Raw genomic sequence first — 14,537 nt, forward strand, 5'->3', positions numbered from 1 at the left:
ATCAGATCTATGTCCACCTTGTTCCGACTCGATTGACCCTTCAGTCGACAGCGAAACTGAGTCCGAACCCGAAGAAGCGGGTGGCCGATCTGTAACTAAGCGTTCTCCGAAAATGCACAGCGGTTTTGCCCCCGCGTGAGCCTTCAACTCTTCAGTCTGATGCAGAATGCTCGACCATGTGAGCAGCTTTACTGAGCCCGAATGCCCGGAATGATGAGGCAAATCCGATTGCTCTAGAACGATTTATGACCGACAGAACTCAAAATCTGAAAGATCAGTGGAAACGCACCGCCGCCAGTTTAGCCATGTCGCGGCCGTTTACCGCTCACTTGCACCGTTGCTGCCGGAATCGCCATCTGCCTGATCGTGTCTACAATATTAGACAACTTCTATGGCCAACGACGACGTCCAAAATACCGCTCCCGATCCTACGAACACCGCCGAAGCCATCGACGATTCCACAGAATCGTTCGGTGCGCTCCTCTCAGCATTTGAAAAGACTCATCGCGAACAATCTTCAACGAATGCTGCGCAAAAGGAAGGCGTAGTAGTGTCGATATCTTCGGATTCCGTATTTCTGGACGTCGGCCTGAAAGTCGAAGGCGTCCTCCCTCGAGGAATCTTTGAGAATCAAGGCGAAGGAGTTAAGGTCGGAGACAAATTTACCGTCTCGATAAAAGGACGCAACGAAGAGGGATACTACGCTCTCTCACGCCTGAAGATCGCGCAACCTACGGACTGGTCATCCCTGGAAGAGGCCTTTGCACAGAAGGCTGCCGTTGTAGGAATCGTGACTGGAGTGATCAAAGGCGGTCTCACGGTCGACATCGGCGTCCGCGCCTTTATGCCCGCATCTCGCAGTGGAACCCGCGATGCAGCCGAATTGGAGAAGCTCGTTGGTAACGAGATCACCTGCCGCATAGTCAAGCTCGACACCACTGAAGAGGACGTTGTCGTCGACCGTCGTGTCATCCTTGAGGAACAGAGTCGGCATCTTGCCGAAAAGCGTTACTCAGAGGTGAAAGAGGGAGACCTCGTCAACGGTGAAGTCCGAAGCCTTGCCAGTTACGGAGCCTTTGTCGATCTTGGCGGAGTCGACGGTCTGCTACACGTCAGCGACATAGCGTGGAACCGAGTCGAGAATCCTGAAGAAGTCCTCTCCATTGGCCAACAGCTTCGGTTGAAAGTCCTAAAGATCGATCCCAGCAACAAACGCATCTCGCTTGGTCTCAAGCAGTTGCAACCGGAGCCCTGGGACTCTGCAACCGAGCGGTATCAATTGGGCCAGCGCGTTAGCGGCATCGTGAAGCGCCTTACAGACTTTGGTGCGTTCATTGAAGTTGAGCCGGGAATCGAGGGTCTGATTCACGTCTCCGAGATGTCGTGGATCAACAAGGTCCGGAGACCCGGAGACATCTTGAAGCTCGGTGACACGGTTGACGCCGTCATCCTGTCCATCAATCCGGCCGAGCGCCGTCTCTCGATGGGACTTAAGCAGGCTCTTGGGGACCCTTGGACTGTAGTGCCGCAGAAATTTCCCGCAGGTTCTGTCGTTGAAGGCCCAGTAACTCGACTGGCAAAGTTTGGGGCCTTCGTGCAGCTATCCGAGGGTATCGAAGGACTCGTTCACATTAGCGAGATTAGCGCCGAAAGGCGTCTCAATCATCCGCAGGAGGTGCTGAAGGCTGGCCAAATCGTCAAGGCTCAGGTTGTCGCCATTGATCTGGAGAAGCGCCAGATCAAGCTGAGCATGAAACAGCTCATCCCTACGGATCTGGACCAGTATCTCGAGGAGCATTCCGCTGGCGACGTCGTATCCGGTCGTCCGATCGAATTGACAGCCGACACTGCCATCGTCGAGCTTGGTGAGGGAATCCGCGCTACCTGCACAAAAACCACAAAGGCTCAGGCTGAAGATCCGGGTATGGGCGAAGTCAAGCTTGATCTATCTTCATTGAGCTCCATGTTGAATGCTCGATGGAAGGGCGAGACGAAAACGCCAACCGCCGGCTCCGATCCCCTTCGTGTGGGTCAGATGCGGAGCTTTAGGATTACTACAATCAATCGCGAGACCAGACAAATTGGCCTGGAACTGGCACCGTGACAAGACGGCTGCGCTTCCTCACTCTGCGCAGCGCTCTTTCACAGGCTTGTACTGGATGACGGCATTCCGGTCGAGCATATGCCCTGCAAAAAATCATCACCTCCGTAGCGGCTGAGATAAAAGTGCGCTCAGCCTTCAACCAACGCTTCAACCGCAGGTTCTCTCGATGACAGAGATGCAATGTGGAAATACTTCCAGGTAAAGCGCTTCGAATCCTGAGACTTAGCAGCGTACCAGTTGTATGGACAGGTGTACGATCTTAGATACGGTGGCTAGTCTGCCCAATCGCTTTAACCCATTTGAACCGAATAGACGGAGATCTTCATGGCGCACAAGACTCATTCTGCGGGCACTCGACGCGTAAACAGAAATCTGCTTCGCACGGGAGCCGCGGTCCTGGCATTCCTCGTCGGTGGCACTGGACTTTCGGTCTCGCGGGCACAACAAAAGACTAAGCTCCCCGGAAATGACTGGATCCAGTTGTTCAACGGCAACGATCTGGGTGGGTGGGAAAAGGTTGGTGCTGAAAGCTGGAGCGCAGAGGGCGGCTTGCTGCACGGCCAGGGCCTCACCAAGGCCTATGGCTACCTCGAGACCGATAAAGATTATAAAGACTTCCAGCTTTCCCTTCGTTTCAAGTGTGTCGGCGATGGAAACAGCGGCATCTTCTTTCATACTGGCTTCAAACCCAACTCTGTCGATACCACACAGGGCGCCCAGTTTGAGATTGATTGCAACATGATGCATCACACCGGCGGTGTTTACGCAGAGAACGGCCGTGGATGGGTAGTGTGGCCCTCTCCGGAAAACGAGGGCGTTGTGAGAGCTGGCGAATGGAATGATTACCTGGTGGAAGTTGTCGGCAATCACTATCGCTCGCGACTGAACGGTGTCCAAATGGTCGATTTCACCGATCCGCATCCGGGCGCTCCCGATGGGAGGATCGCTCTGCAACTTCACTCAGGCGGACAGGGAAATATGCAATTCAAAGACATCTGGATTCGCGATCTTTCGGCTCGCTGAATCGGTGCCCCGTCGCAGCGAAGGTGAGAAGGGGCTTCTTCGTGGATGAATATCTGTTCCGAGAGGCGGGTTACGCAGTTGCTTGCAAAGACGTCTGGCCGAGGTCTTTTTTCTGCTTTGGTAATGCTGACTTTTATAGGTGGCCTCTCCGCAACCGCGATGGCTCAAAGCGTCGCAGAGGCATCACACATAGACGCCCCTCATGCCCAGTGGAAAGACTACGGAGGCGCGCCGGACGGCGCACAATATTCGTCCCTCCGGCAGATCAACCGAGCTAACGTATCCCAGCTGCAGAAGGTCTGGAGCTTCAGCACCGGTGATAGCAGGGGCTATCTCTTCAACCCTCTTATCGTCGACCGCACGATGTATGTCCTGGCAAAGAACAACTCCGTTGTGGCGCTGGATGCAGTGAGCGGAAAAGAGTTGTGGGCCCACTCATTCCATGCGAAGACGCCTCTGATTACGACTCGCGGTCTCAATTATTGGGAAAGCGAAGATCGCAAGGATCGGCGACTGATTCTTGCCGTCGACAACTTCCTCCAGGAACTGGACGCACGCACGGGAAAACCCATCACGGATTTCGGGGAAAACGGGCTGGTCGATCTGCGCGAGGGATTGGGGCGGGATCCGAAGAGTTTGACACTGGTTCAGTCGTACAACCCCGGCCGCGTCTTCCATGACCTGATCATTCTCGGCTCCGTTATGAATGAGGAGTATCAGTCTGGTCCTGGAGACGTGCGCGCCTACAACATACGCAGCGGAAAGCTTACATGGAGCTTCCACACGATTCCTCATCCCGGTGAAGTTGGCTACGATACATGGCCGAAAGATGCCTGGAAAACCGTTGGAGGAGCAAACGCCTGGAGCGGTATGGCGATCGACGAGAAGCGCGGCGTCCTCTACGTTCCCACCGCAAGCCCGAAATACAACTTCTACGGTGCAGATCGAACTGGTGCCAACCTGTTTGGTGATTGCCTGCTTGCACTCAACGCATCAACGGGCAAGCTCCTCTGGTATTACCAGATGGTCCATCATGACATCTGGGATTACGACAATCCTTCTACGCCTCTGCTGGCTACAGTTCGGCACAATGGAAAGCTGGTGGATGTTGTCGCCCAACCAAGTAAAGTTGGGTTTTTGTGGGTGTTCGATCGCGACACGGGCAAGCCCTTGTGGCCAGTGGAAGAGCGACCCGTACCAAAGTCGGACATGCCAGGCGAGGTTACCTGGCCTACGCAACCCTTCCCCTCGAAACCTCCTGCATTCGCGCGGCAGGCTTTCACTGAGAAGGATCTGAGCCCCTATCTGGAACCCCAAGAACGTGCAGAACTTCAACGAGAGCTGCGTGGCGCGAAGAACCATGGTCTCTTCACGCCTCCCAGCACCCAGGACACGGTCGAGATGCCTGGTAATAACGGGGGCGCCAACTTCGGAGGTGCAGCCGTCGATCCTTCCCACGGTCTGCTGTACATCGTTTCCAAGGATCTTCCGTCGATGCTCAAGCTGACATTAGCTCCCGAAATGCCGACAACCGGGTCTGGCGAGACGCGCGGCCGAAGCGTCTATGCAAACAATTGCAGCGCATGCCATGGATCGGATCTGCTTGGACGCCCTCCGGCAATTCCCTCGTTAAAGAACGTGCAGGAGCGTTTGAGCGACGAAGAGTTTCACGAGACCGTGAAGTTTGGAAAGCCGCCCATGCCTGCCTTCTCACAGCTATCCAATGCAGAGGTCGATGCCCTGCTGGCCTATCTCAAGCACCCAGAAAAAGCTGCGACATCTAACGAACAAGCGAAGGCCGCCCCGATTGACCCCGCAAAGGCCCACTACCGCAGCGGATTCGGTTTCATGTTCGCGAGCAGTGGGCTGCCTGTGATTGCACCGCCTTGGACCTCCCTGACTGCCTACGATCTGAACTCCGGCACAATTCGCTGGAAGATCCCGCTGGGCGAGGTGCCTGAGCTTGCAGCTCAGGGCCACGCCAATACCGGTTCCCACTTTCCCAAGACCAACCCGGTCGTGACCGCGGGTGGGGTGATCTTTACAGGAACCCGAGACCGGATGGTGCGCGCAATTGATAGCAATACCGGTAAGGTGCTTTGGCAGGCCCAAATGGACGCCGCCCTGGAGGGAATGCCGGCTGTGTACCAGATCGATGGGCGAGAGTACGTGGCCTTCTGCGCTGCGGCACGTTCAACAACCTACACCCATGCCGTCCCCGGTCATGCAGCTTCCCAGGAACCCATTCATGGAGCTTACGTGGTCTTTGCCTTGCCGGATGCAGAAAAAGCGCATTGATTGCTTCTTGCAGTTCGCAAACGCACACCCGGGAGAAGACAAATAGCATCGGTAAAAAGATTTCGTTTCACCACTAGTCAGCCATCGTTTCTCCCCTGCGGCATGAGACTCGCACTCGAACACGATTTATTCACCGCATCAGCGCTATCTTCAAACTGGATGAGTTTTCATGAAGTTTGGATTATTAGGATATGGGTTTATGGGCGGCGCGCATCTGGCCGCATTGCAATGTATAGACGGTATTGCGGTGACCGCTGTCGCAACCCGTACCAGGCCTTCTACCGATTCGCCGGCACGAGGCAACATGGACCTGCCGAGCGGGCCGTTGCCGGAGTCGGTGAAATGGGTTCCCGAGTGGCAAAAGGTGATACAGGATGCTGAAATCGACGCAGTCGACATCTGCCTGCCGACAAATCTTCACAAAGAAGCGGTATTGAATGCCCTTGAGAACGGCAAGCACGTCTTCTGCGAGAAGCCCATGGCACTCACCTCCACGGACTGTGCTGATCTGCTGGAGGCGGCAAAAAAGAGCAACCGGGTCTTTATGGTCGGACAGGTTCTCCGGTTTATGTTCCCCTACCGTTACGCTGCCGCATTTGTAAAGGAAGTCGGTCGCGAGCAACTTCGAGGCTGTACCTTGCAACGGAGTACCGGATATCCGGGTTGGGGTGGATGGCTCGGCAAAGAAGAACGCAGCGGTGGCGCAATTCTTGACCTATTGAGTCACGATCTCGATCAGGCGCTCTCGCTCTTCGGCGAGCCTCAAACAGCCAAAGCGATAAGTCTCGGCCCTGTGGATACGATGCAGGCCATACTGCATTATCCAGACGGCCTCGAAGTCAAGGTAGAAGGTGGTTGGCTTGAGCCCGACACTCCTTTCTCAGCCAACTTCCGTATCGAAGCGACGGGAGAATCGCTCGTGTATCAAGATGGCACTCTTTCGCGGGAGCGAGGTGGAACCCAGGTCACGATCCAAATTCCCGCTACAGACAACGGCTATCTCTCTGAGCTCACCTACTTCGTCGATTGCTGCAGGAATAACTCGGCCCCCGACCTCTGTCCCCCTGTAGAGTCAGCGCTGGCCGTTAAAATTTCGAACTTGTTGAAGCTCTCGCGAGAGCAGAATGGAAAGGAAATGCAGTGTCGGACATAAATCCACTCGAGATCGGATTGGTCTTCTGGGCCGAAGAAAGTGCAGAAGCAACCCTGGCTTACCTTAAGGGCTTCGGCCTCCGCGCCGGACAATTGGGCGTGCCCCCCGGTATGGACTGCGAAAAGTCTTTGGACTCATGGAAGAGTGCCCTCCAAGAGCATGAGGTTGTCGTAACAAGCGCCGTCTGCTGTTATGCAGGCGAGGACTACGCTGACATAGAGCGTGTTCATCAGACCGTCGGCTTCACCGTCGAGAAGTATCGACCAGAGCGGATTCGGCGCACCAGCGAGATCGCAAAGTTTGCAGATGCGCTCTCTATCCGCGCCGTCTCGTGCCATATCGGTTTTATCCCGGAAGATCGGGGAGCCACGCTTTATAAGGAGATGCGGGATCTCACTCGCCTCTTATGCGACTCGTGTGCGGCCTATTCGCAGGATTTCGTTCTCGAAACAGGTCAGGAATCCGCAAAGGTCCTGCTGGGATTCATCCGAGATGTTCAAAGGCCTAATCTCAAGGTGAACCTCGATCCGGCGAACATGGTGCTCTACGGCTCGGGCGATCCTCTGGAGGCGCTTGTACTGCTGCACGACCATGTGCTCTCCGTACATTGCAAGGATGGGCTTCCCCCTGCGCCCGGCACCGGCCTGGGCCAGGAAGTCGCTTTGGGAGAGGGAAAAGTCGATTTCTTGGCGTTTCTGACCCAACTGAAAAAGATGAACTATCAGGGCATCTTATCCATCGAACGCGAGGAACCAGACGCTGTCACAAAAGCCGCTGACATTCGCACCGCAATCAGCCGGCTGAAGAGCTGGAAGGCTCAGATCGGCATGTAAACCGTCTGCCAGTCTATAGAGCGAGAACTCTCAGTAGAGCAGGAAGGACCACAGTGAATCGCCAGTGGCGCAGAGAAGATACTGGTGGCCGTCCAGCGTAAACGTCTGCGGGGCATTGGTTACCTGTCCTACACGCGTATGCCACAACGGCGTACCGTCCACCTCATCGTATGCCACCAAATTGCCCGATCCGTCGCTAGTGAAGACGAGACCTCCCGCGGTTGCCAGTATCCCTCCACCGCCAACGGAGTTCGTATGGAACTTATGCCGCCATTTCGCCTGTCCGGTTTTGTAATCAATGGCCGTTAGATAGCTGCCTGCAGAGCCGACTGTCGTCTCTTCCTTGCCGCCCAGTCCCATCGATCCGCGCGGATCAGTGTCGGTCAGGTAAGTGAGGGAGAAGGTATCGGTCTCATACGTGTAAAGCAGTCCCATCTTCGGAGAAAATGCAACCGGCTCCCAGTTGATGGTGCCGCTGGAATTGGGTGAATCAAGCGAGCCGGCGATCGTCGCATCCTTCTCCGGATCGTGGTCCGGCGCACCCTTAGGGGTGTACCCCTTCGCCCAGTTGGTGGTTGCGCCATATTTGCTCGTAAGAAGGTGTTCGCCGGTGACACGGTCCAGTACGAAGAAATATCCGTTCCGTGCCGCGGTCAGAACCAGCTTCCGCATTCTGCCTCTGAACATCCCATCGACAAAAACTGGTGTTTGCGCAGAATCGTAGTCATGCATATCGTGGGGCGAGGTGGAGTAGTACCAGGCCATCTTCCCGGTGTCCACATTCACTGCGACCAACGCGCACGTAAAGAGGTTGTCTCCGTCGCCCCGCTTGCCCGTGGTGTACGCCGGAGTAGGATTGCCGGTGCCAAAGACGTAGAGTCTCGTCTCAGGATCATAAGCGCCCGTAATCCACGTTTGGCCTCCGCCGTGACTTGCCGCATCCAGACTGGCCCAGCTGTCCGCGCCAGGATCGCCCTTCTTCATCGGAACGGTGTACAGCTTCCATTGCAGATCCCCGGTCTCCGGATCAAAGGACTGGAGATAACCGGGAGCATCAATGTCATTGCCCATCCCGACCAGCACATGGTCTCCAATCACGATCGGAGCAGGCGTCGCGAAGTATCCCAGGTCGACGTCGGCGATCGTCTTATGCCATCGTTCTTTTCCGGTCTTCGCATCGAGAGAGACCAGGTAATCGTCCGGGGTCTCCATGAACAGGTATCCGTGCCACATACCGAAACCGCGATTACCGATGTGCGTTCCGCCCCGCGTCTTCCAGTAGTAGTGCCACAACTGACGTCCATCACGGGCATCCACTGCCCATGCGTTATCGGGCATCGTGACGTACAGCACTCCGTCGACCGCCAACACAGAACCCTTGATAGAGCCAGAGCGGATGTCGATATCGCCGGAGCCTTCTCCGCCAACATTCTGGATTACGGTCGGGCCACGAGACCTTCCAGACGGCGGAGTAGATTCTGCGCCCGGAACTAATTGCGACATCCAGCCAAGGGTAAGATGCTTCACGGTCATCTTGTTGACTGCCGTGAGAGCGCTATAGCGCTTGCCCGTGTAGTCGCCGTTGTAGGTAGGCCACGAATTCGAGAGTGGCTTGAGCAGGCTTTCTGGCGGCACGGTGCCTTGCTGTCCGACGGAAAATGCAGAAAGCAGGAACAGCGGCACGAGGAACAGAGAACTCTTCATAGTCACTTCAGGGTCACCAGGTAAGCAGTCACATCATGAATGTCCCGATCGCTATACAGACGCAACATATCCTGATGCGCCTGAAGGGGATCATGCACAACAACCTTTGGTTTTGCACCGATCCGCTCGAAGCTGCGGGAGGTGCCATCGCTAAGTGCCAGGGTCACCAGAAAGTCATCTATGTGCGTGACCTGGCCTTCAACCACGTCACCCGAAGAGGTAAATACCTCCGCGGTTACAGTTGCGGCAGCATCGCGGGATCTGGAACTCGCCCCACCGGAGACCCATCGCGCCTGTAATGCCTTGGCATCCGGCACTCTATTCGCAATGCCTTTCAGATCGCCTTCGGCAGAGTGACACTTCTGACAATGTGCGGCGAAGTAACTCCAGCCGCGCTCCGGATCCCCAACAACGATGTCCAGCACCTTTTCTTCTCCAGGAGGTGCTCCCTGTCGGCCGATGGTGCCGATTACACTGCGAATATAGGCAGCCACCGCCTTGGAATCATCGATCGTGATCCCGATCTTCGGCATTCCCTGTGCCATTCGCCCACCCTGGATAATCGGCACGATATTTTCACCGTGCTGATCGGCGAGCGTTACCTGAGAGCGCAATAAATTGGGCCCACCCATATCGCCTCCGCGCAGGTCTTGTCCATGACAGGCCTGACAATTCACGGCATAGAGAGTCTTGCCTTTCGCCACCATGGCCGGGTCTTCCGTTGGACGAACCTGACCGGAGTTGAAGACTGACGTAGCCCGCTGTGCGGCGGCGACCTGGACCACTTTGAAGGAATGCGTCCAGACAAAGATCGCGGTACACGCGACCGTAACTGCACTAAACGTGACGAGACGAACCTTCACCAGCACCTTCCCTCAAATTCTGCGGCGTACCCGGAGCAATGTCTCGTGACCCTCTGCGAAAGCGAGACAGGCAACAGAGATGCAAGGAAGCCACTGTGAACAGTTATGTGATTTTTACTACATCGGAAAGTTGTATGTACAGGCGTCAGCCCGGAAAGGGGATTCCGATAGGGTTTCTGAGCCTTTGCATCGTCGTGGGGTTACACACAATTCAGCTTGGCTTTCCCAGGGAGATACTTCGCACCCTCCGCACGCATTCCGATGGGCAGCTAGCCAGCAACTCTCACCTTTCGCATTCTCTGGCTAAGTGCTGGCTGGCTCTTTCCAATTCCTAATGCTTCTTGCTGGCAGACGGAAGTGCAAATGCGATATATCCCTTCGATACTGTGGAAGGAGACACGCCACCGGCCGGCATGTAGGCTCCTTCCGGATACGGAGTGGCGCCACCGCTGACCGCAAGCAAAATGTACTCCCGTCCGTTCGCCTCGTACACGGCGGGAACACCCTGGGACCCGTTCGGCAGGTCTTTGCTGCAGAGTAGCTTACCGGTGGAACTGTCCAACACATAGAGCTTGGAGTCATTGCCGGCGAACAGGAGCAGTCCTCCCGCAGTGGTGACGAAACCACTCTTCGGGTAGATGTTCCCCCGCATCTTGTCGCTTGGCCCCGCCTGCGGAACATCGCCATAAGGTGTCTTCCACTTGATCTTGCCCGTATTCAGGTCGTAGGCGGTGATCGTGCTCCACGGTGGAGTGATGATGTAAGGTTCGTTTCCATAGCCGGTCTTATATCGAGATGGAGGTCCCTCGACATCGGCGGGGTAAGATGGCTCGTTCGTCAGCGATCTCATCATGGCCTGCGCGGCAGCCGTCGGCGCAGAGCCCAGGGGAGCCAGATCGGGCTGCGTAAGAAAGGCCATCAGATCGTTCATGGAGTGTTGCGGTAAAGTAGAAAACGCGGGCATGGTGGCCCTGCCATTCTTGATTGTGTTGCGAGTCGCCTCCGCACCCAGGCGGCTAACAGCGGTATCGAGTGCGGGTCCGCGATCTCCCTTCAGTTCGGGCCCGTGGCAAAACTGGCAGTTCTGTTCATACACGGCGCGTCCCATCTGTTCTTGTGTCGGAAATCCGGTTCTGACATGTGCTGCATTGTGCGGACGGGATGGAATCAGTCCACCGGCATTCGCCGTAGTCGACTCACCGCCCGGAACAAGCTTGACAATCGACGGCATATCCTTCGACAAGACGTAAACTGTACCGTTCGTCGGATCCGCTCCGGTGCTGAAGAACAATGCACCGCCATTCACGCTGGGAAGGTTGATCGTATCGACCCCGACAGACGGCGGTGTATAAAAACCGGTTTTGGCCTTCGACAGACGATCTTTCCACCAGGCGACTTCATCTGGCTTCATGAAGCCTTCATACATGTCCTTCACGGTCATCCCCTGGCGCGAGAACGGAGGCACAACGGTTGGAAAAGGCTGCGTCTTCGAAGTAATCTCACCAGGCACGTCGCTGGCTGGAACGGGTCGCTCCTCGATAGGCCACAGCGGCTCTCCCGTCATCCGGTTGAACACATAAAGAAAGCCATTCTTTGAGGCCAGAGCCACAGCATCCACCGTCTTGCCGTCGTGCTTTACCGTGACGAGCTGAGGAGCGGCATCCGGGTCGTAATCCCATACGTCATGGTGAACGGTCTGATAGTGCCAGAGATACTTCCCGGTGCGGGCATCCAACGCCAGGAGAGAATCGGCATAGAGATTGTTACCAGGACGGTCGCCGCCGTAAAGTTCATATTTCGCGGATGCTACCGGAAAATAGGCGATCCCATGCTTGGGATCCACGGTGATCTCACCCCACACATCCACGCCACCCATGTACTGATAGGCATCTTTGGGCCACGTGTCGTATCCGAACTCGCCAGGACGCGGGATCGTATGGAACACCCACAGAAGTTTGCCCGTGACTACGTCGAAGGCACGAATGTCTCCCGGAGGGGCCAGGTATCCCTCTCCAGTTGCACTACCCAGGATGATGATGTTCTCAAAGACACGACCTGGAGTTCGGGATGACAAGGGTCTAGTGGCTCGGTCCAGACCGGTCTTCAGGTCGAGCTTCCCATGATCCGCGAAGGAGTCCACCAGCTTACCTGTGCGAGCATCAATAGCCTGTAGAAACCCTCCTGAGGAGACAAGTAGACGACGATCCTTTCGATCTTTGCTCTCCCAGTAGTTCCCGCCGCGCATACCCGTGATCCCGCTGAACCGGGAGGGCACACTGCCCGGAGTCGTAAAAGAATGCGCCCACAATTCCTTGCCGGTCGTTGCATCCACCGCCACAAGCGAACCCTGCTTCGCTGCGAAATAGGCAATGTTATCGATCACCAGTGGACTGAACGTATAGGTCACGTCATCCCCGGTCGCATAACTCCAGGCAACGTCCAGCTCATGTACGTTTCCGGTATCGATCTGTTTCAGGGGCGAATAGTGCGAGCTCTCCGGTCCTCCGAGATAATCCTTCCAGTTAGTGGCAGCCCTTTGTGCAGATGCTGTTCCAACCCCCGCGCACGAGACCACGACAGCCGCAAGAACTACCCAGACTTTGCTCACCAGGGCTCCACTCTCGATCGACTCATCAGCTTGGAAGATGGGGCCGTGCACGGCTGATTGCAGGAACCGACGAAGTGCGTGACGCAAAACTTCACGATGCGCGGAGCGAATGCTCCGTAATGTTTGTGGGCCTTCCATTTCTTTCCCTTCCCTTGAGAGAGCCTGCCGAGAGACGCAGAGAATAGTACATGACGCAACTATGTTTGCGCATTATGCAACTCATGGGATTTGATTTCCCTGATGGAAACACTTGGGCGTTCCGGTCGCGCTCGCCCAGCACATGAGAGGACTTCCAAAATATAAGGCTACTCGCCCAGATCCTCTTCCAGGCGGGAAGCCGGATAACCCAGACCGCGGAAGCGCTTTATCGGCACAATCGGGTTGCGGCGCCATCCGGAGATGCAGGTAAGCGGCAACGCGGAAATTGAGTCCCCCATCACACAAACATGGGCGGCACCTCCACGAATCACGCTATCGAACAAGTCCGACGAGCAGCAATCCCGCTCAGCTTCAATCAGGCAGAGTCCGACGAATATGATCCCCTAATCAAGGCCATCGGTGACGCCCGCATCGTTCTGATCGGCGAAGCCTCTCATGGAACGCATGAGTTTTATCGAGAACGGGCGCGCATCACGCGACGCCTGATTGCAGAGTTGGGGTTTTCTGCGGTCGCGGCGGAGGCAGACTGGCCGGATGCCTATCGCCTGAATCGCTATCTCCTTGGCCAGACCGATCCATCTTGGAAGACAGACAACGATGCGGAAGAAGCTCTAAGGGGATTCCAGCGCTTCCCATCATGGATGTGGCGAAATGAGGACGTCGTCGGTTTCTCCGAATGGCTCCGTAATCACAATCGAGGCAATCGCCATTGTGCTGGATTCTACGGTCTTGATCTTTACAGTCTCTACACCTCCGCTCAGGCCGTTCTTACCTATCTCTACAGGAATGATCCTGAGGCTGCGAGACGTGCGCGTCTGCGATACGGGTGCTTCGAGGAATTCGAAGAAGATAGCCAGGCCTATGGTTATGCGGCAAATTTTGGATTGACTGAGAGCTGCGAGTCCGCTGTGATTGAGCAACTGCTCGACCTCCAACGGAAGAACTCCGAGATCGCGACCTGGCACGCTCCTCACGATCGAAGCGAGGCGTTCTCGGCGGAACAGAATGCATTGCTTGTTCGGGATGCGGAACGCTACTACCGCATGATGTTCGAACGGAATGAGAGTTCGTGGAACCTGCGCGATACCCATATGGCCGACACGCTGGACGCGCTTCTGCGCTTCCTCGGCCCGAGTGCAAGGGTTGTGGTGTGGGCGCACAACTCCCATCTGGGAGATGCCCAGGCGACCCAGATGAGCCGGCGCGGCGAACTGAATCTCGGTCAGCTTGTGCGCGAGCGTCACGGAAGTCAGTGCTTCAATCTTGGGTTCACGACCCATACCGGAGAAGTGACGGCAGCTACCAACTGGGATGAGCCGGCGCAGCGAAAGCGCGTGCGCCCCTCGCTTCAGGGTAGCTACGAACGCCTCTTTCATGAGACTCAGTTGGATAACTTCCTGCTCCGTCTGCGCTCCCAATCCTCGCTGCGGGAAGCCCTCAGTGAATCTCGTCTGGAGCGCGCCATTGGCGTGATCTATCGGCCTGAGACAGAACGGATGAGCCACTACTTTCTCGCGAATATGTCGAATCAGTTCGACGCCGTGGTTCACATCGATCAGACCCATGCACTGGTCCCTCTGGAACCCAGCGAAGCCTGGCACGGCGAAGAAGCAGCGTCGCTCGTGAATTGAGACCGCGTGTCTTCCTATATCGATAATGGGATTGCACCCCAAGAACGGCAGCTGCACCGGATCATAGATCCAGTCGTACGAACTGACCGTATCTCACAGTTCGGTGGAACGTTGCAGGTGAGAGACCACAACAGTTCCGGGGAAGGAGACTTCCCCCGGCA

9 protein-coding genes are annotated in these 14,537 nt (G+C 56.0%); 6 read left to right on the forward strand and 3 right to left on the reverse strand.

Going from position 1 to position 14,537, the window contains the following annotated elements; translation table 11 throughout:
* The first annotated feature begins 391 nt into the window (after positions 1 to 391).
* The 5 genes from JAO29_RS09905 to JAO29_RS09925 all read left to right on the forward strand — a co-directional run bounded on the left by JAO29_RS09905 (position 392) and on the right by JAO29_RS09925 (position 7,411).
* Positions 392 to 2,104, forward strand: coding sequence for a 30S ribosomal protein S1 (locus JAO29_RS09905; RefSeq protein ID WP_334268048.1), 1,713 nt, complete (start codon positions 392 to 394; stop codon positions 2,102 to 2,104).
* Between the two features lie 324 nt (positions 2,105 to 2,428).
* A complete protein-coding gene (locus tag JAO29_RS09910) occupies positions 2,429 to 3,127 on the forward strand; it encodes a 3-keto-disaccharide hydrolase (RefSeq protein WP_334268049.1) in 699 nt (232 codons plus the stop codon).
* 45 nt (positions 3,128 to 3,172) lie between these two features.
* A complete protein-coding gene (locus JAO29_RS09915) occupies positions 3,173 to 5,425 on the forward strand; it encodes an outer membrane protein assembly factor BamB family protein (RefSeq protein ID WP_334268050.1) in 2,253 nt (750 codons plus the stop codon).
* A gap of 169 nt (positions 5,426 to 5,594) precedes the next feature.
* Positions 5,595 to 6,578, forward strand: a complete 984-nt coding sequence (locus JAO29_RS09920; RefSeq protein WP_334268051.1) for a Gfo/Idh/MocA family protein — start codon at positions 5,595 to 5,597, stop codon at positions 6,576 to 6,578.
* A complete protein-coding gene (locus JAO29_RS09925; RefSeq protein WP_334268052.1) occupies positions 6,566 to 7,411 on the forward strand; it encodes a sugar phosphate isomerase/epimerase family protein in 846 nt (281 codons plus the stop codon). The genes JAO29_RS09920 and JAO29_RS09925 overlap by 13 nt, the downstream gene beginning before the upstream one ends.
* A gap of 30 nt (positions 7,412 to 7,441) precedes the next feature.
* Here the strand turns inward: JAO29_RS09925 and JAO29_RS09930 are convergent, their stop codons facing one another.
* From JAO29_RS09930 to JAO29_RS09940, 3 genes are all read right to left on the reverse strand, one after another.
* Positions 7,442 to 9,115: an acido-empty-quinoprotein group A gene (locus tag JAO29_RS09930; RefSeq protein WP_334268053.1), complete on the reverse strand. Its 1,674-nt coding sequence runs from the start codon at positions 9,113 to 9,115 to the stop codon at positions 7,442 to 7,444.
* 2 nt (positions 9,116 to 9,117) lie between these two features.
* A complete protein-coding gene (locus JAO29_RS09935; RefSeq protein WP_334268054.1) occupies positions 9,118 to 9,978 on the reverse strand; it encodes a c-type cytochrome in 861 nt (286 codons plus the stop codon).
* Positions 9,979 to 10,309: 331 nt separating this feature from the next.
* Positions 10,310 to 12,724, reverse strand: a complete 2,415-nt coding sequence (locus JAO29_RS09940) for an outer membrane protein assembly factor BamB family protein (protein WP_334268055.1) — start codon at positions 12,722 to 12,724, stop codon at positions 10,310 to 10,312.
* A 308-nt stretch (positions 12,725 to 13,032) separates the two neighbouring features.
* On the opposite strand from JAO29_RS09940, the gene JAO29_RS09945 reads away from it, so the two are divergent.
* Complete coding sequence (locus JAO29_RS09945) at positions 13,033 to 14,376, forward strand: erythromycin esterase family protein (protein ID WP_334268056.1); 1,344 nt, start codon at positions 13,033 to 13,035, stop codon at positions 14,374 to 14,376.
* Positions 14,377 to 14,537: the final 161 nt, after the last annotated feature.

Source organism: Edaphobacter sp. HDX4 (genome assembly GCF_036877565.1).
Taxonomy (GTDB): domain Bacteria; phylum Acidobacteriota; class Terriglobia; order Terriglobales; family Acidobacteriaceae; genus Edaphobacter.